At 61.1% G+C, this 24540-nt stretch carries 16 protein-coding genes and 6 pseudogenes; 15 read left to right on the plus strand and 7 right to left on the minus strand.

Going from position 1 to position 24540, the window contains the following annotated elements; genetic code table 11:
* The first annotated feature begins 470 nt into the window (after positions 1 to 470).
* Complete coding sequence (locus EN786_RS38305; RefSeq protein ID WP_135909262.1) at positions 471 to 899, plus strand: phytanoyl-CoA dioxygenase family protein; 429 nt, start codon at positions 471 to 473, stop codon at positions 897 to 899.
* A 341-nt stretch (positions 900 to 1240) separates the two neighbouring features.
* Here EN786_RS38305 and EN786_RS38820 read toward each other — a convergent pair whose 3' ends face one another.
* Both EN786_RS38820 and EN786_RS30740 read right to left on the minus strand, forming a co-directional pair.
* Positions 1241 to 1546 carry an integrase core domain-containing protein gene (locus EN786_RS38820; RefSeq protein ID WP_246688771.1) on the minus strand — a complete coding sequence of 102 codons (306 nt, stop codon included), beginning with the start codon at positions 1544 to 1546 and terminating at the stop codon, positions 1241 to 1243.
* Between the two features lie 618 nt (positions 1547 to 2164).
* Positions 2165 to 3367: a Gfo/Idh/MocA family oxidoreductase gene (locus EN786_RS30740; protein ID WP_135909265.1), complete on the minus strand. Its 1203-nt coding sequence runs from the start codon at positions 3365 to 3367 to the stop codon at positions 2165 to 2167.
* Between the two features lie 111 nt (positions 3368 to 3478).
* Here EN786_RS30740 and EN786_RS39520 point away from each other — a divergent pair.
* A pseudogene (locus tag EN786_RS39520) lies at positions 3479 to 3765 on the plus strand (AsnC family transcriptional regulator); the annotation flags it as partial.
* Between the two features lie 111 nt (positions 3766 to 3876).
* On the opposite strand, the gene EN786_RS30750 reads toward EN786_RS39520, so the two are convergent.
* The gene (locus EN786_RS30750; RefSeq protein ID WP_135909267.1) at positions 3877 to 5520 is read right to left on the minus strand and encodes an MFS transporter; all 1644 of its coding nucleotides are present in this window, start codon (positions 5518 to 5520) and stop codon (positions 3877 to 3879) included.
* Between the two features lie 715 nt (positions 5521 to 6235).
* Here EN786_RS30750 and EN786_RS30760 point away from each other — a divergent pair.
* From EN786_RS30760 to EN786_RS30770, 3 genes and pseudogenes are all read left to right on the plus strand, one after another.
* Positions 6236 to 7507 (plus strand): aspartate aminotransferase family protein, encoded by a 1272-nt coding sequence (locus EN786_RS30760; RefSeq protein ID WP_189524316.1) that lies wholly within the window; start codon positions 6236 to 6238, stop codon positions 7505 to 7507.
* A gap of 855 nt (positions 7508 to 8362) precedes the next feature.
* Positions 8363 to 8668, plus strand: a pseudogene (locus EN786_RS30765) (electron transfer flavoprotein subunit beta/FixA family protein); the annotation flags it as partial.
* Positions 8665 to 9304 (plus strand): annotated as a pseudogene (locus EN786_RS30770) (formyltetrahydrofolate deformylase); the annotation flags it as partial. The pseudogenes EN786_RS30765 and EN786_RS30770, both read left to right, overlap by 4 nt.
* 219 nt (positions 9305 to 9523) lie before the next feature.
* Here EN786_RS30770 and EN786_RS38830 read toward each other — a convergent pair.
* On the minus strand, positions 9524 to 9757 hold the full coding sequence (locus EN786_RS38830; protein ID WP_246688772.1) for a hypothetical protein: 234 nt from the start codon (positions 9755 to 9757) through the stop codon (positions 9524 to 9526).
* Positions 9758 to 9780: 23 nt separating this feature from the next.
* On the opposite strand from EN786_RS38830, the gene EN786_RS30785 reads away from it, so the two are divergent.
* The 7 genes and pseudogenes from EN786_RS30785 (at position 9781) to EN786_RS30815 (ending at position 19283) form a co-directional block, all read left to right on the plus strand.
* The gene (locus EN786_RS30785) at positions 9781 to 10032 is read left to right on the plus strand and encodes a hypothetical protein (protein WP_135909273.1); all 252 of its coding nucleotides are present in this window, start codon (positions 9781 to 9783) and stop codon (positions 10030 to 10032) included.
* 63 nt (positions 10033 to 10095) lie between these two features.
* On the plus strand, positions 10096 to 11130 hold the full coding sequence (locus EN786_RS30790; protein ID WP_246688773.1) for a GlxA family transcriptional regulator: 1035 nt from the start codon (positions 10096 to 10098) through the stop codon (positions 11128 to 11130).
* Between the two features lie 348 nt (positions 11131 to 11478).
* Positions 11479 to 11661, plus strand: a pseudogene (locus EN786_RS30795) (IS110 family transposase); the annotation flags it as partial.
* 297 nt (positions 11662 to 11958) lie between these two features.
* Positions 11959 to 12867: a DUF3991 and toprim domain-containing protein gene (locus tag EN786_RS30800; protein ID WP_189524318.1), complete on the plus strand. Its 909-nt coding sequence runs from the start codon at positions 11959 to 11961 to the stop codon at positions 12865 to 12867.
* Between the two features lie 197 nt (positions 12868 to 13064).
* On the plus strand, positions 13065 to 13667 hold the full coding sequence (locus tag EN786_RS30805) for a DUF1419 domain-containing protein (RefSeq protein WP_135909277.1): 603 nt from the start codon (positions 13065 to 13067) through the stop codon (positions 13665 to 13667).
* Between the two features lie 15 nt (positions 13668 to 13682).
* A complete protein-coding gene (locus tag EN786_RS30810; protein ID WP_135909388.1) occupies positions 13683 to 14084 on the plus strand; it encodes a DUF3085 domain-containing protein in 402 nt (133 codons plus the stop codon).
* 126 nt (positions 14085 to 14210) lie between these two features.
* Positions 14211 to 19283, plus strand: coding sequence for a lactate dehydrogenase (locus tag EN786_RS30815; RefSeq protein WP_135909279.1), 5073 nt, complete (start codon positions 14211 to 14213; stop codon positions 19281 to 19283).
* A 133-nt stretch (positions 19284 to 19416) separates the two neighbouring features.
* Here the strand turns inward: EN786_RS30815 and EN786_RS38835 are convergent.
* From EN786_RS38835 to EN786_RS30825, 3 genes and pseudogenes are all read right to left on the minus strand, one after another.
* A pseudogene (locus EN786_RS38835) lies at positions 19417 to 19599 on the minus strand (GNAT family N-acetyltransferase); the annotation flags it as partial.
* Between the two features lie 48 nt (positions 19600 to 19647).
* Entirely contained in the window at positions 19648 to 19893 is a 246-nt protein-coding gene (locus tag EN786_RS38840; RefSeq protein WP_246688775.1) for a hypothetical protein, read from the minus strand.
* A 155-nt stretch (positions 19894 to 20048) separates the two neighbouring features.
* Positions 20049 to 20513 (minus strand): GNAT family N-acetyltransferase, encoded by a 465-nt coding sequence (locus EN786_RS30825; protein WP_246688776.1) that lies wholly within the window; start codon positions 20511 to 20513, stop codon positions 20049 to 20051.
* Positions 20514 to 21320: 807 nt separating this feature from the next.
* Here EN786_RS30825 and EN786_RS30830 point away from each other — a divergent pair.
* The 3 genes and pseudogenes from EN786_RS30830 (at position 21321) to EN786_RS30840 (ending at position 24480) form a co-directional block, all read left to right on the plus strand.
* A pseudogene (locus EN786_RS30830) lies at positions 21321 to 23029 on the plus strand (ParB N-terminal domain-containing protein).
* 93 nt (positions 23030 to 23122) lie between these two features.
* Positions 23123 to 23599 carry a hypothetical protein gene (locus EN786_RS30835; protein ID WP_135909281.1) on the plus strand — a complete coding sequence of 159 codons (477 nt, stop codon included), beginning with the start codon at positions 23123 to 23125 and terminating at the stop codon, positions 23597 to 23599.
* Positions 23596 to 24480: a hypothetical protein gene (locus tag EN786_RS30840; protein ID WP_135909283.1), complete on the plus strand. Its 885-nt coding sequence runs from the start codon at positions 23596 to 23598 to the stop codon at positions 24478 to 24480. The genes EN786_RS30835 and EN786_RS30840 overlap by 4 nt, the downstream gene beginning before the upstream one ends.
* The last annotated feature ends 60 nt before the right edge of the window (positions 24481 to 24540 follow it).

Raw genomic sequence — 24540 nt, forward strand, 5'->3', positions numbered from 1 at the left:
ATTGAGGGGCGCTGCCGCCCGCATAAAGAATGAAGGAGAAGCAATAGACGGAGAGACAACCGATGGCGAAGTTTTATATGCCTATGTCGCGGGGCCGAAATGATCGTTATTTGGTCAGTGTGAAGCAGTACGCTCATTATCATCGGAATGGTTATTTGATTGTTAGAGGGCTATTATCAAAAGAAGACATAGCCGCACTATACGGTCTGGCGGAGGAGACAAGGATCAAAAGACTGCCACTGTCTCCAATAAGGACCCTCTGAAAGGGGAATGCGCCCAAGCCGCCCGCGTTCACATGCTTTCGGGCCGGATGTATATGCTTTGCAATCGATGCTATTCCTGAATCCGCCTGGTCGCGGCGGACAAGGGTGGCATCAGGATGCGTATTAAATCAAGACCCATCCAGACACTGTGATCGGCGCATGGATCGCGCTTGAAGACGCAGACGAAGAAAACGCTGCCTTTGGGTCGTGCCGGGATCGAACCATGAACCGATCTACCCAACGCAAGAAGTTAGAGGCGGCAACGTTCACGCCGTAGACTCGTTCCGAGATTTGACGGTCGTCTCTAACGTCAGCCATCTCGCCGACGGCGTGAATAGCTTGTCCAAAATCGTCGCGAACTATCCGCCGCCGATCCCGGTGCCGCTGAGTGCGGGGGACGTGCTCTTTTTCCACTCCCATTTGTTCCACCGCTCGCACCCGAATCGAACGGCAGACCGCTATCGCCGTTCCTTTGTCGGCCACTATTGCAACGCCCGGTCGTGGGTGCCATGGGATCACAACGACTATGAGGGAGAGTCGGGCAACTACCGTCAAATTTTGGCTCGGGGCAAGACCCATCTGCCTTATGGGGAGCCAGTGTTCGGCACCGAGGTTGTTTTTGGCTGTCGACAATGAAGACTCTGCGGACACTGTAACTATGATGGGCATGGACAACGGGGTGATGATGCCGGTGGCCAAGAAGAAAGACTTACCTGGGGTTCGTGGTAGAATTGCTGCCAGGCGCGCGACCCGTTTGCACCGCATTTGCCGAAGGCGGCCGCCATGGCATTGGGTTCGCCTAATTAGCGACCGCGGAGTAGTGACGCCGTGTCAATCGGAGGATAGACGCCTTGCGTGATTGACGGCGTTCGTGGGTGGAGTGCTCCCCAATTCGCCAGACAGTTCAGCTATTGAGATAATGCTTTGATGCTTTGATGAACGTAAGCATCTGATGAACTGCCGAGGGGAAGCCATCTTCAGCGCGAAATGGGATGGATTTCATTGTAATCGTCGATCCATCCATCGATCTGCCGGAGCGCGGTTTCAGCGTCCGGAAGGGGTGATATGCGTATGTAATCTCGCTTTAGAGTTTTGACGAAAGCCTCGGACATGCCATTCGATTGAGGGCTGGCGACCGGGGTGAAGCATGGGATCAGGTTGAGGGCCTGGGCAAACAGTCTGGTGTCTCGCGCGGTGTAGGCGCTGCCATTGTCGGACAGATGTTCAGTCGCGCTTGGCGCGCTGGTTGCACCGAAGCGTTTTTCCACGGTCTCTAGCATCATGTCGCGGACATCGGAGACGGATATTCCGGCAGAACCATGCCATGCTGCTGGAGAACCACACCGCCGTGCGGAAGGGCCGGGTCCACGATGGCAAGGTCGTGGTACTGCGCTGGTGCTCCAGCCATGATCCGACGGAGAAGCTCGCGGTTGACGGGTGGCTGATCGGCGGCTCGCCTTTCCCGAATGAGAAGGGCGGCGATCCGCCGATAGCCATTAGTCGGCCGCGCATCGACCAGCCTGCGAATGGGAGGAAGCAGTTCAGCGTCATCGCCTTCAAATATGGCCTGCGAGGCTTGGAATTGCCCTTCATCCGCTCAGCGAGATTAGAGCGGGAAACGCCAGTACATCGGCCACCGTCTTCATCGGGATGCGGGGCGGAAATGGGATTTGTCCCGGTCTTGCGGTTGCGGATCGGCAGAGATCAATTCATCGAGAGGTCGCCCATGGGAACACCGCGGTGCACCCCGTCATATGCGGTCGAGCAACCCGCCAAGCTTTTCCACAATGGGCGGGCCTGCCGGAAAACACCGGGTCTAGACACCGTCGACGCCGGTAGTCTTGATGGTAGTTCACAAGAAATGTTATGCCGATTCTCTTCGACATCACCTCCCCACAGGCTTACCGCAAGTCTTTCCAGAGCTTCGTCCAGGCTCCGTTCTTCCTCGACGACTTCACGCAGGCTTCGATGAAGGCCATGCCTTCGACGCCGTCCTGGATGGTCGGGAAGATAACATCCTTAGCCGGCTTGCTGCCTTTGCGGCGCGCCGCGCGGATGGCGCGGGCCGCCTCCTGGTAGATGTTGGCGAAGCCTTCGAGATAGCCTTCCGGATGGCCTGACGGAACCCGGCTGACACGCCCGGCGACGGGCAGCGCGCCGGCGCCATTTCGGGTGATCAACTGCTTCGGCTGGCCGAACGGCGTGTACCACAGATAGTTCGGGTCAGCCTGCACCCATTCAAGCCCGCCCTTCGAGCCGTAGATGCGCAGCTTCAGCCCGTTCTCGTGGCCGGGCGCCACCTGGCTCGCCCACAACATGCCCTTGGCAGGGTGCGACTTGCCGACCGGCTTGAAGCGCAGCACGACGTTGACATTGTCGTCGAGCTGCCGCCCCGGCACGAAGGCGTCGAGATCGGCGGAAAGCGCATCGAGCTCGAGCCCGCAGACGAAGCGTGCGAGATTGTAGGCATGCGTGCCGATGTCGCCCAGCGCACCGCCGGCGCCGGCCTGTTTAGGATCGGAGCGCCAAGCCGCCTGCTTCTGGCCGGTGGCGGCAAGGTCCTCGGTCAGCCAGTCCTGCGGATATTCCGACTGCACGATGCGAATGTCGCCGAGTTGCCCCTTGGCCACCATCTCGCGCGCCTGCCGCACCATCGGATAGGCGGTGTAGTTGTGGGTGAGGACAAAGACCTTGCCGGTCTTTTCGACCAATGCCGCCAGCTTCTTCGCTTCCGCCAACGTCGTCGACAGCGGCTTGTCGCAAATGACGTGGATGCCGGCTTCGAGAAACGCCTTCGCCGCCGGCACGTGCACATTGTTGGGCGTGACGATGGCCACCGCCTCGATGCCGTCCGGCCGCTTGGCCTCGGCCTTGGCCATCTCGGCGAACGAGCCGTAGCTGCGCGCCGGATCGAGCCCAAGCTCCTCGGCCGAGGCCTTGGCACGCGCCGGGTCGGATGACAGGGCACCGGCGACCAGCACGAACTCATGGTCCATGCGCGCCGCGATCCGGTGCACGGCGCCGATGAAGGCGCCTTGCCCCCCGCCGACCATGCCGTAGCGGATCGGGCCGCCTCCCGTTTCCGCTTTCGATGCGCCGACCATGTTTTTTCTCCGTTTTGCTGAGATTCCCCTCCCCCTTGAGGGGAGAGTGGCCCGTCGGATCGACCCTCCCCTCTGTTTGGACTGGGGACATCGCGACAGGTGTGCGAGGACATCGCGAACAGTTTTGCGCATTGTGCGCGAGGGGGAAGGAAGACCGCTGTTCTAGACGCTTGGGACCTCTGGATTCTCTCGGAGAGTTCAATCGGATGGTCGGATTTCGAAAAGCGAACTCGCGAAGCGTCATCTTTCGGCGTCGGCTTGTTCGGAGCGCCTCCGTATACTCGAAGCTGCAGAAATTGTTGAAGCATTGCGCGCGGCTGAGTCCGATCCTCACGGGCGGCGTGATCTTCGTGATGGTGGAAGTGGTGCTGAATCGTCACCGTCTCGAGGAACAACGTCGAGACCGCGATGCGAGGCTTCCTGCAGAGGGGGCACCGTGCGAACCTTTGTGCTCTGGAAAGCCAAGGGGTGATCGCGCCTGTTCATCGGCTAACAGCTTCATCATGACGTCACCTCGGAGGACGAGAAAAGATTGTTGAGCCACGGGTACGAGCTGCCTCGGTCGTTCGTTCGATCGAAAGCATTGTGTATGGAGTAACCTCTCCATCATGCAAGGCGAGGAGGTTCTGGCCTACTTCCTTGTCCGCTGCCGTGAGCCGATGATTCAGGCGAAGAAAGTCCATCCAAGTTGGCGTGCGGAATGTCTCTGTCCAAAGAGAAGGCGTTTGGAGGTTGCGCTGCAGCGTCCAGTTTCGCGCACCGGCACGGCTAAGGGCGTGGCGCTTTTCGCGCATGCAGCCGAGAAAGGCGTCGATATTCTTCTCGGATATGGAATAGTCGACTTTGGCAACGATCGGGCCACTCCTGGGCTTGAGATCGAGTGCTAGGTCCGGTGCGCGAAAATCCGAACTTTCTTGATCGGTTTCTTCCCAAGGCCGCACCGGCAACACTATTCCCGCAGCTGCGACCAGCAACAGGGCTATTGCGGCGCCTTCCAAAGCCCAGGTCAAGGAGTAGTTCTGTGCGACAGAACCCCAGATCCAGCTGCCGGCAGCCATACCGCCGGCGCTCAATGCGTAGTAGATCGAGAGCGTGCGGCCGACGACCCACCTTGGGCTTGCCAGTTGCACCGACACGTCGATGCCCGTCCAGGTGATAAGCCAACCCGCGCCACCGAGCGATAGCGCAACTGCCGCCACAGAGACCGACGATGTAAGTGCAAGGGAAAGGCAACATGCTGCACAGGCGACAGAAGCGAATGCTACCAGCCTGTTTTGGGACGTGATCCTCCTTAGGAATCCGTTGCTCATGCCCGCGATGAAAGCCCCCATTCCGAAGCCGGCCAACAAAATGCCGTAGACGATCGGCCCGCTCTTCAACTGATCCCGCACGACGAGCGGGAGCAGCGCGAGGATCGAAATGCTAGCGAGCCCGAAAAGGGCTGCACGGGCGATCGCCGCCCTGATCTCCAAGGACATCACGGTGAAGCGCAACCCGTCGTGAATCGCCGTCGTCATTCTCTCACGAGGGAGAGGCGAAGTGCGAACTTTCCATTTCGTGCGCCATAATGCGCTTAGAGGCGCCAGATCACTCAGCGCGGCCAAGGCGAAAGCGGCCAGCGGTCCAAAGAAGGCCAGGATCACGCCCCCCAAAGCCGGACCAACGCTGCGCACAATGTTGTATCCGACAGACAGAAGTGTCACCGCAGCCGGAATGTCGCGCTTGTGAAGGATATCGCCAACGGAAGCGTGCCAGGCCGGATCGTTTAGGGCGAAGCCGCAGCCGGCTAGAAAACCCAATCCGAGTATGAGCCAGGGACTAACAAATCCCAGCCCGACCGAAATCATCAGCGTCGTTGATGCCAATGCTATCAAGCAGTGCCCCGCAAGCATCACCCATCGACGGCTGAAATTATCGGCGATGGCTCCGGCGAGAATTGAGAGGAAGAACACCGGCAATGTGGATGCGGCCTGCACGAGTGCGACCATCAGGTCGGAAGCCGAAATGGTGGCCATCAGCCAACTGATGGCGACGGTTTGCACGAGCCATCCCAGACTGGATATCTGTGTAGATATCCAGATCGAACGAAATACCTGGTTTCGAAGCGGGGCAAGCATCGTTGGAGCGGACGGATGAGGATCTTCGTGCTGCATACGTTTTTTACCTTCGACGAGCCGATTATTTAATTCACGGCTGCCACGTGTCCGGCCAACCTCGTCGGCGCACAGGGACGACCGCAAACTTGCGCGATTCGCGCGCGTTACGGATCCTCTCCGGAATTGTCGACTTCCCCAGGTGCATCTTTGAATGAGCCCCTTGTGTTTTTCAAGCTCTTATGTGACATAACGTCCTGCATGGAACGTTGTTCTATTAATACCCTCGTTGGTAAGCTCCCCGACTACCCAGAGCTGTAATGGATCGAGGACTCATGTCCGAAATGCATCACAGACTTTGGGCCGACTGTACCCTCGCAGAGCATCCAGCAATACGCGCGAACGGAAGAAAGTGATGGCCGACCTGGCGAGTTATTCCGCAACGGATCTCTTGAAGGGCTTTGAACCCCGGGAGTTCTCCCCCGTTGAAGCGCTCGATTCCGCGCTGGGGCGCATTTGTTTTGACCGATGCGGCGGGCGCGCGTATCGCGGCGCGAGCTCCCGACGGTCTACCCGTAGCTCTCCAGATTGTGGCTCCTAGATATGAGGACCGACGCGTTCTTCGCGCCAGCCGTGCTTTTGAACTGGTGCACTCCATCCGACTCCCCCGACGTAGCCAAGAAGGTCAACCACAATGCCTGACGGAACAAGCGTTGGAACAGCAACCTGCAGGTACAGCGAGTCGGAGAAACTGCTGTCGGAAGCACTAAAGGTCATGGCTGCAGGTGTGAGCAGCAATGCGAGGCTCCTCGGAAAACGGCCTCCCCTGTTATTCAGGCGCGCGCGAGGCAGTGAGCTGACTGACGTCAACGGCAATCGTTACATCGACTACGTCATGGGCATGGGGCCAATGATCCTTGGTCACCGGCCGCTGACGATCGAGACTGCCATCATTGAGTCGTTTGAGACTGGCCAGCTGTTCGGGGGACAAAGCCCGCTCGAGGCCCAGCTGGCGGCGAAGATCGTAGACTCGGTCCCTTGCGCCGAACTGGTGCGGTTCACCAATACAGGGACCGAGGCCGACCTGCTCGCGGTCCGACTTGCCCGGGCGTTTACAGGACGGCCGAGGATCATCAAGTTCGAGGGGCACTATCACGGCTGGGGTGATGGTCTGGCCGTCAACATCAGGCCGCCGCTTGCCCAGGCCGAGCGTCGAAATGCGGTTCAGACGCAGCCCGAGTCATTGGGGATGACCCCGTCCAGTTACGATGACGTAATTGTCTTGCCCTGGAATGACCTCGACGCAATCGACGCGTGCTTGAACTGGCAAGGACAATCGGTTGCGGGCGTAATCATGGAGCCCGTTATGTGCAATAACGGCGTCATCACCCCAAGCCCCGGATACCTCGAGAAGGTCCGCGAGCTCTGCACTGCGAGCGGCGCCCTTCTGATTTTTGACGAGGTAATCACGGGCTTTCGGCTGGCGCCCGGTGGGGCTCAAGAAAAGTTCGGGGTCACTCCAGACCTTGCTATTTTTGGCAAGGCCCTGGCGGCCGGCGTTCCGATGGGTTGTGTCGCAGGCCGTGCTGATGTGATGGAAATGCTGACCAAGGGCGTGATGCACGGTGGCACCTACAGTGGCAATTGCACGGCTCTTAGCGTTGGTCTGGCGACTTTGGAGCAGACCTGTACCCGCGGCGGGCAGGCTCTCAAGACCTTGGACGCGATGGGTAACCAATTGATCGAGCGATTAGAGGAGTCCCTCAAACGGCATGAGATTGATGGCCAAGTTCAGGGGTACGGCGCGCATTTTGGCCTCTTCTTCGCACCCCCTGAACGCCGGATTCAGAATCTCCAGGACCTGCGACTGGTCGACCGGGACGCCGGAGATGAGTTTGTCGCTAGGATGCTCGACGCCGGCGTTCGCGTCACCAATCGAGCCTCCTTTTTTCTGAGCACCGCTCACACCTCGTCCGACATTCAGGACGCTGCCGACGCTGCCGACGCCATTCTGGCCGAAATGGCGCGTCAGAAATGGGCCGCCTAGCGTCTAACCAAGAGGAAGCCTCTTGGACTTAAAGGAAAACGCGTAGACGGTACTATGCCGAAGCTGCGGAATGCGCCTGAGTCCTCGCCGTTGGTATGAATGGCGCGCCGACGGCCGGGTATATGTGGTGAAGCATAGACCGCAGGCGCGCGCTGGAACGCACCGTGGCCCGAAGCTCGCATAGGTGCCCGTGTTGAACGCACCTTCGAGGACCTTGTCGCCTTTAGGCGGGATGGCGCTTGCCGATCTTGAGCGCAACAAAGCCGATCAGCGCTGTTGAAACGTCGATCTTGGAGCCGAGGCCGCCGCCCGAAGCGGTCGGTATGGTGCGCACCTTTTGCGCCAAGCCGAATACGACGCCGCGTCGCGGTCTATAGGCGGCGCAAGAAGTTCACAATCCGCTTGGTTCGTCTGGCGCCGAACGCCGCCTGCAACTGCCGAATGAGCGTCGGGAGGGATGCTCCGCGCAGCCCGGGCAAAGAGCTCTGGAGCTCGACTCGCAGGGAAATTCTCGACGGAACAAGGGGTTGACAACTGCGAAATTCTGTTCTACTTGGAATACCATTGTTAAGAGCACGACGTGGAATACTGCTCGCTCCTTCTCTTCGGACCGGCTAAAGTGCCTGGAATCTGTGCAGCGTCGATCAAAGGATCGCCGATGCCGTCCGTCGGCGGCGCGACGACGCAAATACGCATATGGCCGCCAGGCGACGGCTCGGATCCGATTTGCGCCTATCACGGAGAGATGCTCTTAGCCCCCAATTCGATCTATTACGGCATGTTCGCTCGGACGCGGCGACGGCATCGTGACAACTTCCGGCTTGTAGCAAAACACCCGGCTTGTAGCAAAACACCATGAAAATTCTTGTCGCCGTTAAGCGGGTTGTGGATGCGAATGTGAAGGTTCGTGTCGAGGCTGACGGTTCGGCGGTGGAACTCGCCAACGTCAAGATGGCGATGAACCCGTTCGACGAGATCGCTGTCGAAGAGGCGATCCGGCTGAAGGAGGCCGGCAAGGCGGAGGAGATCATCGTTGTCTCGATCGGGCCGCAGCAGGCGCAGGAGACCTTGCGCACCGCCCTCGCCATGGGTGCCGACCGCGCCATCCAGGTCAAGACCGACGAGCAGACCGAGCCGCTGGGCGTCGCCAAGGTGCTGCGCTCAAACCGGCAATCGACCGCTTCGGTTTGTGTGTTCACACCGTCGACGCGCGCCGTAGGCCGAAGATCATCATCATGGTGTCGAAGTTCGACCATGCGATGCTTCATCTGCTCTACCAGATCAAAGTCGGCTGGCTGAACGCGGACGTGGTCGCGATCGTCTCTAACCACGAAGACAGCCGTGGGGTCGCCGAGCGGGAAGGGGTCGCCTATCATTACTGGCCGGTATGTAAGGACAACAAGGCCGAGCAGGAACAGAAGCTGATGGATCTCGCACGCGAAACTGGCGCGGACCTCGTGATCCTGGCCCGGTACATGCAAGTCTTATCTGACGACTTGTCAACTCGCCTGTTCGGCAAGATGATCGACATTCATCATTTCTTCCTGCCCTCCTTCAAAAGCGCAAAACCCTATCATCAGGCATACGAGCGCGGAGTGAAGCTCATCGGCGCGACCGCGCATTGCGTTACGCCCGACCTCGACGAAGGTCCCATAATAGATCAGGAGACCGAGCGTGTAACGCACGCGAATGAGCGTGGAGGATTTCGGCGCGACGGGCCGCGACATCGAAAGCCGCGTCCTTGCACGGGCCGCCAAACTGCATCTGGAGCGGCGGATTATGCTCAACCGAAATAAAAACAATCGTATTCTCAATTTGCTGAGACGCCGTGATGAAAACCACCTCCGAGTGCCGGGCGCACATTTTGTCGGGGAGGGCAATCAGCCGTGGAATCCTCGATGAGGTAAGCAGCCGAACACGGGTTCTCATAGCCGAAACGGCGGTGACCCCGCATCTAGCAGTGATCGTCGTCGGTCTAGCCATATCTACGTGCGGTCGAAGGTCAGGTCCGCGGCTCTATGCGGCTTTCGTTCTCACACACACGAGCTGCCGACCGACGCCAAGGAGGACGAGGTCGTCGATCTCGTCGCCCGATTTCGTCCACGGCATGCTCGTGCAACTGCCGATGCCGCGCCATATCGACATGATGCGAGTCATTGAGGCGGCGGTCGCGCCGTACAAGGATGTCGACGGCTTCCACCCCGAAAATGTCGGGCGGCTGACAGTGGATTCGAAGGCCAGATATTTCACGCCCTGCACGCCCGCCAGGATGCATGATTCTTATTCAGGCTGCGGTGGGCAACAATCTCGCAGGCAAAGATGCTTTCGTGATTGGTCGGTCGAATATTGTCGGAAAGCCCATGGTGGCGCTGCAGGGCGCAGCTCAGGCGAGCGTGACAAGCAAAGTAGCGAAATGCGGCGCCCTTCATTTTTTCGGACTGCGTTTCGACGTAGATCCGTTTCAGCGGGTGAACCAGCCGATCTTGGCTAACAAAGAAAAGTGTCCAGCGCAAATTGGAGAATAAAGCATGGTCGGGAGACAGCAGCCGCTATCGAGGCCACTAGGGTCGTCTCAAGGCCCTACCGTGTTGACGTTTTACCTTGTTCCGGGCTTCGCTATGCTGGCACTATCCTCGGCAATCGAGGCGCTAAGGCTCGCCAATCGCGTACTCGGCTATAGAGCCTATGACTGGCGGCTGATTTCTGAGACAGGAATGGTTGTTCGGGCAAACTGCGGATCTTCGCTCTTGGCCGATTCTTGCCTGGAAGCAGAGCGCAAGCGCCTATTTCAGGCCGATCGCCCGTCCATGTCAATTGTTTGTGCCGACGATAACGTAGAGCAATATTTCAACAAATCCCTAGAAGCTTGGTTGCGCGACTGTAGGCAGCGAAGAATTTTAGTTGGCGCTCTCGGTACCGGCGCCTACGTCCTTGCGAGAGCAGGATTACTCGGAAACAGACGCTGCACAATCCATTGGGAAAAGGAGCCTGGTTTCACTGAGACATTCAATAGTCTGCTCGTGAACACAAACATATATGCCATTGATGGCGATATCTGGACCTGCGCTGGCGGCTCGGCACCGTTTGATATGATGCTGCAACTGGTTGAGCAAACCTTCGGCGAGTCCACGGTAGCGAGTATTTGCGAACTCGGCCTCGTTAATCGTATGCGGAAATCACAGGAACGCCAGCGATTGCCTTTTTCATGCCGCCATCAAATATCGAATGAGATAGTCATAAAAGTGATTGGTGAAATGGAAAAGCACATAGAGGAGCCGCTGCCCACAAAAATCCTTGCATCGAAAGTCGGCTTGTCAAGCCGCCAGGTCGAGCGCCTTTTTCGATTCCACCTCAATCACTCACCAGTGCTTTATTATCGTAAATTGCGTATTGAGCGCGCTAAGTTTTTACTAATCCAAACTGCTATGCCGGTCGTGGAGATTGCCATTGCTTGTGGGTTCGTTTCGGCATCGCACTTCTCGAATTGCTTTCGCCAAATAATCGGCATGTCGCCCAATCAAGCACGCAACAGCAAATGTGAAAGAGCGATCGCTGGCACCACAGAACCTTCTTTGTACGCAAATAGCAGCTTCCTTAATAGGGTTTTAGACCACGCGGCTTAAAAGGTGGTGCGGCCGTTCGTGATTTGCTTCGGAGTCTCAGGAAGATATGGAGGTCGAAGATTAGAAATCGATATGCTGGGCGAGTTCATCCTGCCCACATGCACTGATCGGCATCCATATGCTACGGGCGCGGAGAACTTCTGGTTTCCGGTATCTGTCTCCAGGATTTTCCGGAACTCGATCAATAAATTCGATCAATCAATCGCGACGGTCAAGAAGGGCAGCCGCGCCAACCGGAAATCGACGATGCCATTCGCCCTGCACTTTCTGACCTAGGGCGGCCTCCGCTCCCGGCATCGCAGTGTGCCAAAGTGTGGCTGTCGAAAGCCACGTGAGGGAGAGCCATCCATGGAGAAGATTACCACAATTGGTCTGGATGTCGCCAAGCAGGTGTTTCTCAGGTCCACGGGGTCAATGGCGCTGATGCTGTCGTTATCCGTCGCAAGCTTCGCCGCGATGATGTCGCTGGGTGTCTTCAAAGCCTTGCCGCCCTGCCTGATCGGCATCGAGGCTTGCGCGACGGGGCACCACTAGGCCCGGGTTCTTATGTCACTGGGTCACGACGTTCGGCTGATGCAATACGATCCCTTTGAACAGGGGCCGGCTCATTGAGCCGGCTTCCTCCTCCCGGAGGTGCCACTTGCGAGCTTGCGGCGGCAAGGGAAGCTGCGCCGCGGCTGGCCCGCGGGCAGGCGCGAGGTGCAAAAACACACATTGCCAGCCGCGCCCTTGCCGCCTTTGCTCTTCGCGGCATCCGGAAGGCGTCCCGCAAGGTGCGGGAAAGAAAACCTGAAGGAAGGCGGGCGCCTGCGGCGCACGAAGAGGGACATGGAACAGAACGAACTCGATGAACTTCGACAAAGGGTGGCCTGCGCGGCCGCGCTGGATCACGCTGGTTACTCGATCGACCTGAAGGAGAGTACCCGACGTGCGGTCAAATACCGGCACGGCGACCAGATCGTCATCGTGATCCATGACGGAAAAGGCTGGTTCGATCCGCTCTCCGACGCGAAGGGGGATGTGTTCTCGCTGATGACCCATCTGCATGGGGTCGGTTTCGCGGAGGCGACGTTGCTGGTCGCCCGGCTGGTCGGCCACGAGCCGCGCGAGCCTGTGTGGAAGAGGCAGGCCCGGAAGCGCGGGCCGGATCTCGGCGTCGCCGAACGCTGGAGCGGCCGCCGCAAGCCCTGGCCGGGATCGACGACATGGCGCTACCTGCGCGACGACCGCCATCTTCCGGAAGCCGTGATCAGCGCCGCCATCCGTCATGATCTGCTGCGGGAGGGCCCTCGCGGCAGCATGTGGGCCGCTCACAGGGACGGGGAGGGGGTCGTGACAGGCTGGGAGGAACGCGGTCCGGAATGGCGCGGTTTCTCGACCGGCGGCGCGAAGGTGCTGTTTCGGTTTGGCCCCTGCGATGCGCTCCGCCTCTGCGTCACCGAGGCCGCGATCGACGCCATGAGCCTCGCCGCGCTCGAGAGCACTCGCCGCGATAGCCTCTATGTCAGTACCGGGGGCGGCTGGGCTCCCGTCACCGATGCGGCTATCCGGCTGCTGGCGGCGCGGGAGGGCCTATTGCTGGTCGCCGCCACGGACAACAACGCGCAGGGCGACACCTACGCGGTTCGCCTCGAAGCGGTCGCCCGCGAGGCTGGCGGCGGCTTTGAACGTCTCCGGCCGGACGAGGAGGACTGGAACGCCGAACTCAAGGCAAGGGTGAAGAACCGGGTAAAGTGAGAAAAGAGGAAGTAAGAAGCCTGGCTGCCGCATGCCCGCCGGCCGCGTCAAGGGTAAAGCTGCGCCCGCTTCGCGGCCCTTGACCCGGCCGGACGGAGAGGCGGCCGCGGAGGAGGGGTCAGGAAGGGCGGAAGAGGATGGCGACATCGAGTGGATGAGCCGCGCTCCAGCCCGACGAGGCTGAAAGGAGCCCACCCATGACCCTCTTGTCCGTCCGCAAGGTTTATCATGGCATCGCCGACCGCCGGCAGATGTTTCGTATCTTCGACCGCCACGCTCAGCGTCCTGATCGTTTCCAGGACGATGCCAGTGCTTTGTACCGCGGCGAATGGTTCGAGATATCAGAGGCCGAGCACGATTACATGTTCGAGATCCTGCCGCCGCTCTGGATGCGAGGCGAGATGTTCGCGCTGCGTGAGTTTCTCACTGACCGCATCACCAGCATCTTCTACGCCCTGAACATCAATGGCCGCATGCGGTATTTCCACGGCTATTGCGACCTGCTCGAAAAGGGCTCGCCTGAGCGGATGCGCGATGCGATCGTCGAACGCGAAACCCGTCCCGTTCGGGCGATGACCCGCGAGGAGCGCCTGGAGCATATCTGGTCGAGCACCCACGACGACTATCGCGGCTACGCCGGTGAGCGCTGGCCGGAACGCGACCGCGGCAAGCGCACGGTGATGTTTTATGGCGGCCGACAGGGCACCACGCTGAAGCTGCTGGACGACCTTACGGATGCGGAGATCGCGGCGAAGCTGCCCGTGCATCTGCGCTATCTCCCAGACGCGATCGCGGCGTGACGGAGGCGTGAGATGATGTTGACGTTTCCCATCGGCGCCGTCCGCGAGGTCATCGCTCGCGGGATTGCCGACGCAAAAGCCAATGGCGGGTTCCGCGATCCCCACCTCGGACGATCCGCCGCCGACAACCGGAAGCCCGGTCTCTGGCTCGTCGGAGACCACGGCGTCTATCTATGCTCCAACGGCGAACTCGCCAAGGGGGCGAAGCCGCTCGTCGCCTACGCCGAGGAATGCGATCCCCGTAGAAACGACGACTGGTTCGAGATCAAACGCCGGACGTTCGGCGGCGATGACGGCGTGGATTTTCTCGACGCTGAAGGCCTTGAGGCCCTGATCGCAGCCAGTCCCGGCTGCACGCATCTGCGCATCGCGTTCCTGCAGGACTCGATGCAGCTCTTCGTGATCGAGCGAGACTAGCGATCCGTCGAGGGGCCCCGTCCGGCGGCCGTCCAACATCCCAATCCCCCACATCCCGCGCACGTCCGGCCGGCTGGAGCCTTCCAGCGGAACGGCGACGTGCGCCCTTATTCAGGAGATCCAGCCATGTCGCATGACGACCCTTTCACCATCGACCTTTTCGGCAACACCGCGCTTTCCTCCGGCCTCGGCCTCGGCGTGACGGCCTTTGGCGATACTGGCGAGCTCGAGCCCGACGGCGACGACGATCCTGATCCGTCGTCGCCGGCGCCCGCGATGCCGGTCGCGGCAGTCGTACGGCGGCCATCCACGGCCTGCCGGGCGCGCGGCCTGAACTTCCAGCTCGCCGATCGCCGTGGCCTGGCGCGGGGCTGGAAGGAGCGCGCGCGCGACAATATCGCTGCGATCCGGCTCGCCGCCGAGATCGAAGCGGACGAGCGCCCGGCCACGCTCGAGGAGCAGGAGAGGCTGATCCGCTTCACCGGCTTCGGCGCGTCCGACCTTGCCAATGGCGTCTTCCGCCGCCCCGGCGAGGTCGACTTCCGCAAAGGCTGGGACGAGATCGGCTCTTCCCTGGAGGATGCCGTCGGCGAGATCGACTACGCCTCGCTCACCCGCTGCACCCAGTATGCCCACTTCACGCCGGAGTTCATCGTCCGCGCGATGTGGTCAGGCCTGCAGCGGCTCGGCTGGCGCGGCGGCCGTGTGCTCGAGTCCGGCATCGGCACAGGCCTGTTTCCGGCGCTGATGCCCGAAGCGCTACGCGATGTGTCACACGTCACCGGGATCGAACTCGATCCGGTCATGGCACGCATCACAAGGCTGTTGCAGCCCCGGGCACGGATCGTCACCGGCGACTTCGCCCGCACGGAGCTGCCGGCGAGTTTCGACCTAGCCATCGGCAATCCGCCATTTTCCGATCGCACGGTGCGCTCCGATCGGGCCTATCGTTCGCTCGGCCTGTGCCTTCACGATTACTTCATCGCCCGATCCGTCGACCTGTTGAAGCCGGGCGCTTTCGCCGCCTTCGTCACCAGCTCCGGCACTTTGGACAAGGTGGATTCTTGCGCGCGTGAGCATATCGCCAAAACGGCGGACCTGATCGCCGCCATCCGTCTGCCCGCAGGCAGCTTCCGCGCCGACGCCGGCACGGACGTCGTGGTCGACGTGCTGTTTTTCCGCAAGCGCAAGGTGACCGAGCCCGAAGGTGATCTCTCCTGGCTCGACATCGAGGAAGTCCGCCAGGCGATGGAGGATGAAGGCGCGATCCGCGTGAACCGCTGGTTCGCGCGCCACCCGGATTTCGTGCTCGGCACGCATGCCACTATCTCGGGGCCTTACGGCGAGGCCTATTCCTGCCTGCCTCATCCCGGTGTCGATCTGGAGCGGGCGCTCACGGCTGCGATCTCCCTCCTTCCGGAAGCCATTTATGACGGCGAGCCGGACGAGATGGATCGTGACGCCGAGGACAGTGCCGATGTTGTCGATGCCCTGCCGGAAATCTCCGGAGTGCGCGAGGGCAGTTTCTTCGTCGCGAAAAATACCGCCCTTGCGCAGATGATCGATGGCGCTGCTGTGACCATCACCGTACGCAAGGGCCGCACCGCCGAAGGCATCCCCGAAAAGCATGTCCGCATCATCAGGAAGCTGATCCCGGTCCGCGATGCCGTGCGCGAGCTGCTGAAGGCACAGGAGCTCGACCGGCCCTGGAAGCCGGCCCAAGTCAAGCTGCGCATCGCCTGGTCGAGTTTTGTGCGCGCCTTCGGCCCGATCAACACGACCGTCGTTTCCACCAGCGAGGACGCCGAGACCGGGGAGGTCCGCGAGACGCATCGCCGGCCAAACCTGCAGCCCTTCCTTGATGATCCCGATTGCTGGCTGGTCGCCTCCATCGAAGACTACGATCTCGAGACCAATACCGCCCGGCCGGGTCCGATTTTCACCGAGCGCGTCATCGCTCCGCCCGCAGCACCCATCATCACAAGTGCTGCCGATGCGCTTGCCGTCGTGCTCAACGAACGCGGCCAAGTCGATCCCGACCACATCGCCGAGCTGCTGCATCGCGATGTCGACGATGTCATCGCCGAACTCGGCAGCGCCATCTTCCGCGATCCCGCGGACGGCTCCTGGCAGACCGCCGACGCCTATCTCTCCGGCTCAGTCCGTGACAGGCTGAAGGTTGCCGAGGCGGCCGCGACGCTCGATCCCGCCTATGAGCGCAACGTCACCGCGCTGCAGGGCGTGCAGCCGGCCGATCTTCGTCCCTCGGATATCACCGCGCGTCTCGGCGCGCCATGGATCCCCGCCGCCGATGTTGTCGCCTTCGTCAAGGAGACGACGGGTGCCGAGATCAGGATCCATCATATGCCGGAGCTGGCATCGTGGACCGTCGAGGCCCGGCAATTGGGATGGATGGCGGCCGGCACGTCCGAATGGGGCACCGATCGCCGTCATGCCGGCGAACTCATAGCCGACGCGCTGAACAGCCGGGTGCCGCAGATCTTCGACACGATCAATGAGGGCGATGCTGAAAAGCGCGTGCTCAATGTTGTGGACACGGAAGCTGCCAAGGAAAAGCTGCAGAAGATCAAGACCGCTTTCCAGAACTGGATCTGGTCCGAACCCGACCGGACCGACCGGCTGGCGCGGGTCTATAACGACCGCTTCAACAACATCTCCCCCCGAAGGTTCAACGGGGATCACCTGCAACTTCCAGGCGCCTCCGGCGCCTTTTCTCTTTATGGGCACCAGAAACGCGGCATCTGGCGAATCGTCTCGGCCGGCTCGACCTACCTTGCTCATGCCGTCGGCGCCGGCAAGACCATGACGATTGCCGCGGGCGTCATGGAGCAGCGCCGGCTTGGCCTGATCGCCAAGGCCATGCTGGTCGTTCCCGGCCATTGCCTTGCACAGGCGGCGCGCGAATTTCTGGCGCTCTATCCGACCGCCCGCATCCTCGTCGCCGATGAGACGAATTTTTCCAAGGACAAACGACATCGCTTCCTGTCGCGGGCGGCGACCGCCGCTTGGGATGCGATCATCATTACGCACAGCGCCTTCCGCTTCATCGGCGTGCCGTCCGCCTTCGAGCAGCAGATGATCAGGCAAGAGCTGGAGCTCTACGAGACGCTGCTGACCAAGGTCGAGAGCGACGACCGCGTCTCGCGCAAGCGCCTCGAGCGGCTGAAGGAGGGGCTCAGGGAACGGCTGGAGGCGCTGGCGACCCGCAAGGACGACCTGCTGACCATCTCCGAGATCGGCGTCGACCAGATCATCGTCGACGAAGCCCAGGAGTTCAGGAAGCTCAGCTTCGCCACCAACATGTCCACGCTCAAGGGCGTCGATCCGAACGGCTCCCAGCGGGCCTGGGACCTTTATGTGAAGTCCCGGTTTGTGGACACGAAGAATCCGGGCCGGGCGCTCGTGCTGGCTTCCGGTACGCCGATCACCAATACGCTTGGCGAGATGTTCTCGGTGCAGCGCTATCTCGGTTACGAGGCACTGCAGCGGCGGGGCCTGCACGAGTTCGACGCCTGGGCTTCGACCTTCGGCGACGTCACGACTGAACTCGAATTGCAGCCATCCGGCAAATACAAGCCGGTGACGCGCTTCGCCACCTTCGTCAACGTGCCGGAACTGATCGCCATGTTCCGCTCCTTCGCGGATGTGGTGATGCCGGAAGACCTGCGGGAATATGTGAAGGTGCCGGCGCTTTCGACCGGCGCTCGTCAGATCATCACCGCCAAGCCGTCCGCGGCCTTCAAGCGCTACCAGACGGTGCTCGACGCCCGCATCAAGGCCATTGAGGAGCGTGACCGTCCGGCAGAACCTGGTGACGACATCCTGCTCTCAGTCATCACCGATGGCCGGCACGCCGCGATCGATCTGCGGCTGGTCGATCCGGACAATGACGATGAGCCGGACAACAAGCTCAACGCTCTCATCGGCAATGCCTTCCGTATCTGGCAGGAAACAGCGGAAAGCAGCTATGTCCGCGCCGACGGCAAGCCGTTCGAGCTTGCGGGCGCAGCGCAGATGAACTTCTCCGATCTCGGCACGATCGGCGTCGAGAAAAGCCGCGGCTTCTCAGCCTATCGTTGGATCAGGGATGAACTGATCCGCAGGGGCGTTCCGGCATCGGAAATTGCCTTCATGCAGGACTTCAAGAAGGTGCAAGCCAAGCAGCGCCTGTTCGGTGATGTGCGGGCCGGCAAGGTCCGGTTCCTGGTCGGCTCCTCCGACACGATGGGCACCGGCGTGAACGCGCAGCTCCGCCTCAAGGCGCTGCATCATCTCGACGTGCCGTGGCTTCCCTCCCAGATCGAGCAGCGCGAAGGCCGTATCCTGCGGCAGGGCAACCAGCACGATGTCATCGATATCTTCGCCTACGCCACGGAAGGATCGATGGACGCGCAGATGTGGCAGAACAACGAGCGCAAGGCCCGGTTCATCGCGGCCGCCCTTTCCGGAGACACGTCCATCCGGCGGTTGGAGGATATGGGTGAGGGGCAGGCCAACCAGTTCGCGATGGCCAAGGCGATCGCCTCGGGCGATCCGCGTCTGATGCAGAAGGCAGGTCTGGAGGCAGACATTGCCCGTCTGGAGCGCCTTCGCGCGGCCCACATTGATGATGAGCACGCCGTTCGACGGCAGATCCGCGATGCCGAGCGCGATATCGAATACTCGACCCGGCGCATCGGCGAAGTCGGGAAGGATATCGAGCGCCTGGTGCCGACGACCGGCCATGGGTTCAGCATGGTGGTCGGGGGCGACGCGTTCACGGAGCGCAAACGCGCCGGTCGTGCGCTGATGAAGGAAATCCTGACTCTCGTGCAGCTTCAGCAGCAAGGCGAAACCACTATCGCGTCCCTCGGCGGCTTTGAACTCGAATATTCCGGCGAGCGGTTCGGCAAGGACGGCTACCGCTATGCCACCATGCTGATGCGCACCGGCGCCGATCATGAAATCGAGCTCCCGGTCACCACCTCGCCGCTTGGCGCCATCGCCCGGCTCGAGCATGCATTGGCCGGCTTCGAGGGCGAGCAGGAACGCTATCGCCAGCGTCTTGAGAATGCGCGCCGCAGGCTCGCGTCGTACCAATCGCGCGGGGAGGGCGAGTTCGCTTTCGCCGACGAGCTGGCCGAGAAGCGCCGGCAGCTCGCGGAGGTGGAAGAGACACTTGCGGCGGATATCAGGTGACCGCAGGGCCAACGGCGGTGTGAATCCTAAGTTTCGCAACCAGCACCGCTGATGCAACATCGCGCCCTGTCGCAAATGTTAGGAATTGCGCGAGAGCAGCCGAGAACTCCCAAGATGCTTCGGCAACTCGGCACTATGTCTGTGCCATTTCCATCAGAACCACTTCGATCGGCTCTCCTCCGACACCATGAGAGAAGTAACCTCTTTGGATAGGCTTGAAACCGTGATGCTCGTAGAAAGCTTGCGCGTTTAGCGTGGACTCTATCTTAATCGGCCCTGAATATTCCTTGGTCGCATTCTCTACGCCCACTTTGAGTAGTCGCTTGCCACCGGCCCGCTGCCTTGGGCAACAGAAAAAGGCGCGTCACCTCGCCAGGATCTGAGTCAACAAAGCCCAACACCTCATCATTCTCCTCGGCGATGACCGTGCGACCCTATCCTCGTAGTAGTCGACAGTGCGATCGCCCAGCCACCCTGTCAGCTGTTCACTGTTGTAATGATTTTGGGCAAGCCCCTGAACCGATTGCACCGTCACGTCGAACAGCGATTGACCATCACCAGTACGAGCTGGGCGCAAAACGATCCCGCTGTCATTTTCAGCGCTGTTCATGGGCTGCACCTCCAAAAATTATGAGATGAATCGGCTACTTCCCTTGTCGACAACCTTCCAAATTTTCCATCTGTTGAACGCAGATTTCGCGACGCTCGAAACTCAAGATTCTGCGACAGCAGCTTTGAGCAAGCCTTAAGCTGAATGCAACACGGTCAAATCATACGGCGAAGCCGGGGGCCGACTTCCTCGAAACCATTGCGCAAGTAGAAATCGAAAGTGCGTTTCCATTTCGGTTGTTCCGGTGCGCCGACCTCCAGCCGCGTCCATCCGCGCGCGTGTCCCTCTGCAAGAGCAACTGCGATCAGGCGAGGCGCAATACCCTGCGATCTCAAATCGGGGCGGACATACAGCTCCGAGATCTCTCCAAACTTGCCGCCCGCATAGACCGCCGCGCATTCGTTCAAAACCATTACGCCGACCGGCTTCTTGTTCGCAGAGGCAATCACCGCAATGACGCCCGCATCGGCAAGAACTGTCGCTGCGTGTTGGGTGACGGTCTCAATGTCGGCGGCCTTCCCGCCCGAGAGTTTGTCCAGGAGAGCGTGGACGAAGCGGGCGACGGTTGCGGCATCCGTGACTTCGGCGCGGCGTGTGGATATGGGTGGCATCTTCTGCATTTCCGTCCCAAGCGGTTCGAAGGTGATGTTAACGCGGCTCATAGATGGAATAACTGTGGATATTCGCGTGCCTTGGCGAATTCCAGCGATTGAGAGCCGTAATGCTTTGAAATGCGGCCCCCTATGCCAAGGCGCTCCTCGTCGCCGTGCCAGAAATGCCCGTGAGCCTGTGTTCCCCCACCACGGCGGAAAAGAAGCAGCCATTATTTCTTTGATCACGCCGCTAACGGCCGCCTGCGGGCATCTGGTCGCACCACCCGGCCCCGCGGCGGCCACTGGAATGACCTTCACTCCCGCCGCTTGCAAGTTCTCGCGAGCCGCATAGGTTTTGGCAGCCAGACCGCCCATGATAGGTTAGCGTTTCGTCCATATCGATCAGACGAGGCGCCAGGGTCGCCGACGCAACACTGGCCATTCGCAATACGGCTGTCCGGGGGTGATGCGGGCACGACGTGCGCGTCTCCAGTGCTCTGCGCCGCTGTCTGATCCGACGCTTCACATAGTTGCGACTGGAAGCAAGCGAATTCCAACAAAGATTTCGGCTGAAATGAGGAAATAGGGGAAGGTAAGAAAGGCTTGACCGCAGATCGGGCGGGCCGCTGACGCTGGCGCTCAACCGCGCCCCTCGCGATCCCGGCCGATCGCTCTGCGCAGGGCTCAAGAGCCCCGCTTGATCTGCCCGGCAGGGATGCTCGGCCGCAGTTGCACCGGCCCGTCCGCTCCGCGGGCCGGGGGATGTCTTCGGGAAGAAGACGAGGAAGGACCCGCGAACGGCGGTGTCCTCAAACCCCTTGAAGGAGCATCTCCATGGAACTGAAGTTTGTCGATCCGCGTGCGCTGAAGGATAACCCGGACAAGGCGCGACGCTCGAAGTCCAGCCCGCAGGCCGACGCGCTGCTGCTGGCTACCATTCGCGCCGTCGGCATCGTGCAGCCACCTGTCGTGGCGCCGGAAGCGGATGGCGGCAACGGCTATGTCATTGATGCCGGACATCGTCGTGTGAGGCAGGCGATTGCGGCGGGTTCGGAAGAGATCGCCGTGCTGGTGATCGAGCGCGCCGAGGATGGTGGTGCAATGCGGTCGCTGGCCGAGGCGCTGGCGCATGAGCAGCTCAATCCCGTCGACCAATGGCGCGCGATTGAGCGGCTGGTCGCGCTCGGCTGGACCGAGGAAGCGATCGCCCTCGCTTTAGCGCTTCCCGTCCGCCAGATCAGAAAGCTGCGCCTGCTCGCCAACGTTCTGCCGGCCATGTTGGACCAGATGGCCAAGGGCGACATGCCCAACGAGCAGCAGTTGCGCACCATCGCGTCGGCTTCGCTTGATGAGCAGAAGGAGGTCTGGAAGAAGCACAAGCCGTCCAAGGCCGAACCGCAGGTGTCGTGGTGGAGCGTGGCGCAGGGCCTGACGAAGCGCCGCATGCACGCGCGCGACGCCAGCTTTGGTGACGATCTCGCTCACGCCTACGGCATTGCCTGGGGCGAGGACCTGTTCGCGCCGGCCGACGAGGACAGCCGCTATACGACGGATGTCGAGGCCTTCCTTGGCGCGCAGCAGGAGTGGATGACAAACACTCTGCCCAAGCGTGGCGTGATCGTGGAAGCCGGTCAGTGGGGCGAGCCGAAGCTGCCGCCCAAGGCCGAGCGTGTGTACGGCAAGCCGTCGAAGTCCGATCACACCGCCATGTATCTCGACCGCGACGGCAAGGTGCAGTCGGTCGCGTACCGCATGCCGGCGGCCAAAAAGCCCAAGGGCAAGAATGGCGCTGATTTGAGGCCGATGGCGATGATATCGTCGTTACGGCAAAGCCACGTCCGGAGGTGACGCGCAAAGGCATAGAGATCATCGGCGACCTGCGTACCGACGCACTGCACGAGGCGCTGTCGCGCGCACCGATCGAGGACGACACGCTGATGGCCCTGCTCGTCCTCGCCTTCGCCGGCCAGAATGTGACAGTGGCATCTGGTGCCCGCGACATCTCCTGTTACGGGGCCGCGGGCCTCGGCGAACATGCCGCGCGCCTGTTCGACCAGGAGGGCAAGCTCGCGTTCGACATGGACACGCTGCGCATTGCCGTGCGGTCCTTGCTGATCGACGTTCTGTCCTGCAGGGAGAATCGCTCGGACAGCGGCGTTGTCGCCCGTGTCGCCGGCACCGTCATCGCCGCCGACCACTACCTGCCGAACATGGGGACGGAGGACTTCCTGTCATGCCTGTCGCGGCAGGCATTGGAAGCCGCCTGCGCGGATACATCCGTCCTGCCCCGTCAGAAGGTCAAGGACACCCGTGCGGCCCTGGCCGAGCATTTCAAGGAAGGCCGCTTAGTCCACCCGTCGGCGCTATTTGCGCCCACTCCGGAAAAGCTGACCTCCTGGCTGAAGATGAACGAGGCCAGGCAACAGCCTGAGGACGACGGCACGCCGGACCACCAGGATGAGCTCGACGGCGACGCGGTCGTCGAGCCGCCGCACGATTATGCCGGCGATGACGCTGAAGGCTTCCGCGAGGCCGCCGAGTAGCAGCACGCGCCTTCTTCCTTCCGATCGCATTACCGCCGCCGGTGACCTCGCCGGCGGCGGTTTCGTTTTCACCCTAAACACCGGAGACCCATCATGTCGGCTCAATTGATCTATGACCTTGTTCCACTCGGTTCGATCGTAACTTATCGCGATGGAACACCAGGCCCGCCCGAACGACATCGCTACGAGCTCGCCGCCTGGGAGAACCGCAACAGCGGCGGCCGGCTGATCCGCAAGCAGGCCGAAATTCGCGTCGGCAACACCACGTTGCCGGCGTCCATTACCTTGCATAAGGGTGACTGTGGCAGTCAGGGCACCATCGTCCTGCGCGTTCACCAAAGCTTTTCGGTGAACAGCGATCTCAACTTCGCGGTCAAGGAGCGGCCCGCTATCGGCTCGGTCCTGGTGCTCGACCGCGACGGCGAAGACGCCGAACTGGTCTATCTCGCCAGCCATCGTGCGGATGCCGAGGAATGGCTGACGCAGCACGGCTATCCGCGAGCCGTTCTGCAAGAGATCACGGCCGATGCCGTGGCCGCGGCTACCGTCGAGGGGAGGGCGGCGGCATGAGCGCGGCCAGTCCCCGGATACGAGACGACGAGGCCTCTGGTTATCCGGGGGTTTGTTTTGGCCGCAGCGCCGACAGCTATCCCGTTGCGCTTGTCGGTGAAACGGCGTTCGCCATGGTTCCGGCCCGGGACGGCCGGCACTATCTTGTCACGGGCTGGCGTATCCGCCGGCCCATGGCCGAATGGACGCGCAGCGATTTCTACGGCCATGCCGGCGAGCTTGCCGACGAGGCGGCGTTTCGCGCGCATGTCGAGGAGAACGCTCTCCACCAGCAACAGCGCTCGGCTCTCGGCCGTCGCGAGATCCATTCCCGCGCCCACACGCCATGGGGAACGTCGCAGGGAGCGACCGTCTATGCCGCGGGCGTCGTGGCTCACTCAACGGCAGGCCATGGCGGGTTCCATCTGTCGGCGGAGCGAAATCGCAAAGTCCATGTCATGCTCCGTGCCAATGGCGGCTGGTATGAAGAGGACTGCCATTGGGCGGCCGTCGCCCAAGCCTTCCCGCAGCTCTTCACGGACTTCGAGATGGCGTGTGCGGAAAAGACGATCCGCGACTGGTATCCGGACGCCTGGGAGGCGATCCACGGCAGGGTGCTCGACCCCGGCCAATCTGCGAAAAAGGACGAGCGGGCATTCTTCGAGAGGCATACCGATGACTGGGTCGTGGTGTCGGCGATCCGTTGCGAGAACCAAGCCGGGTTCACCGAGGTTATCGCGACCCCTGGCGGCAAGCGTGGACCGGGCACTGAGGAACGTCGCTTTCTCGTTCCGACCGACGAATACCATGTCGGCCGGTTTGGATTCGTCATCGATGTTGCGCGCCATCGTGTCTATGGCGGGCCATCGAGCTTCATGGATTGGCAGGGGAGGGACACATAATGTCTGTCCCCGATCGCCGAGCGCAACTCTTTCGCAGTGGAAGAGGCACGGCGCCAGACA

It is taken from the genome of Mesorhizobium sp. M4B.F.Ca.ET.143.01.1.1 (genome assembly GCF_004792275.1).
GTDB classification, from domain to species: domain Bacteria; phylum Pseudomonadota; class Alphaproteobacteria; order Rhizobiales; family Rhizobiaceae; genus Mesorhizobium; species Mesorhizobium abyssinicae.

What these genes read in the sequence shown, in the direction of transcription:
- EN786_RS38820 (WP_246688771.1), bottom strand. Translation starts at nt 1,546, where the DNA reads ATGATGCTAGAGACCGTGGAAAAACGCTTCGGTGCAACCAGCGCGCCA.
- EN786_RS30740 (WP_135909265.1), bottom strand. Translation starts at nt 3,367, where the DNA reads ATGGTCGGCGCATCGAAAGCGGAAACGGGAGGCGGCCCGATCCGCTAC.
- EN786_RS30750 (WP_135909267.1), bottom strand. Translation starts at nt 5,520, where the DNA reads ATGCAGCACGAAGATCCTCATCCGTCCGCTCCAACGATGCTTGCCCCG.
- EN786_RS30760 (WP_189524316.1), top strand. Translation starts at nt 6,236, where the DNA reads ATGGCTGCAGGTGTGAGCAGCAATGCGAGGCTCCTCGGAAAACGGCCT.
- EN786_RS30785 (WP_135909273.1), top strand. Translation starts at nt 9,781, where the DNA reads ATGATTCTTATTCAGGCTGCGGTGGGCAACAATCTCGCAGGCAAAGAT.
- EN786_RS30800 (WP_189524318.1), top strand. Translation starts at nt 11,959, where the DNA reads ATGGAACAGAACGAACTCGATGAACTTCGACAAAGGGTGGCCTGCGCG.
- EN786_RS30805 (WP_135909277.1), top strand. Translation starts at nt 13,065, where the DNA reads ATGACCCTCTTGTCCGTCCGCAAGGTTTATCATGGCATCGCCGACCGC.
- EN786_RS30810 (WP_135909388.1), top strand. Translation starts at nt 13,683, where the DNA reads ATGTTGACGTTTCCCATCGGCGCCGTCCGCGAGGTCATCGCTCGCGGG.
- EN786_RS30815 (WP_135909279.1), top strand. Translation starts at nt 14,211, where the DNA reads ATGTCGCATGACGACCCTTTCACCATCGACCTTTTCGGCAACACCGCG.
- EN786_RS38840 (WP_246688775.1), bottom strand. Translation starts at nt 19,893, where the DNA reads ATGAACAGCGCTGAAAATGACAGCGGGATCGTTTTGCGCCCAGCTCGT.
- EN786_RS30825 (WP_246688776.1), bottom strand. Translation starts at nt 20,513, where the DNA reads ATGCAGAAGATGCCACCCATATCCACACGCCGCGCCGAAGTCACGGAT.
- EN786_RS30835 (WP_135909281.1), top strand. Translation starts at nt 23,123, where the DNA reads ATGTCGGCTCAATTGATCTATGACCTTGTTCCACTCGGTTCGATCGTA.
- EN786_RS30840 (WP_135909283.1), top strand. Translation starts at nt 23,596, where the DNA reads ATGAGCGCGGCCAGTCCCCGGATACGAGACGACGAGGCCTCTGGTTAT.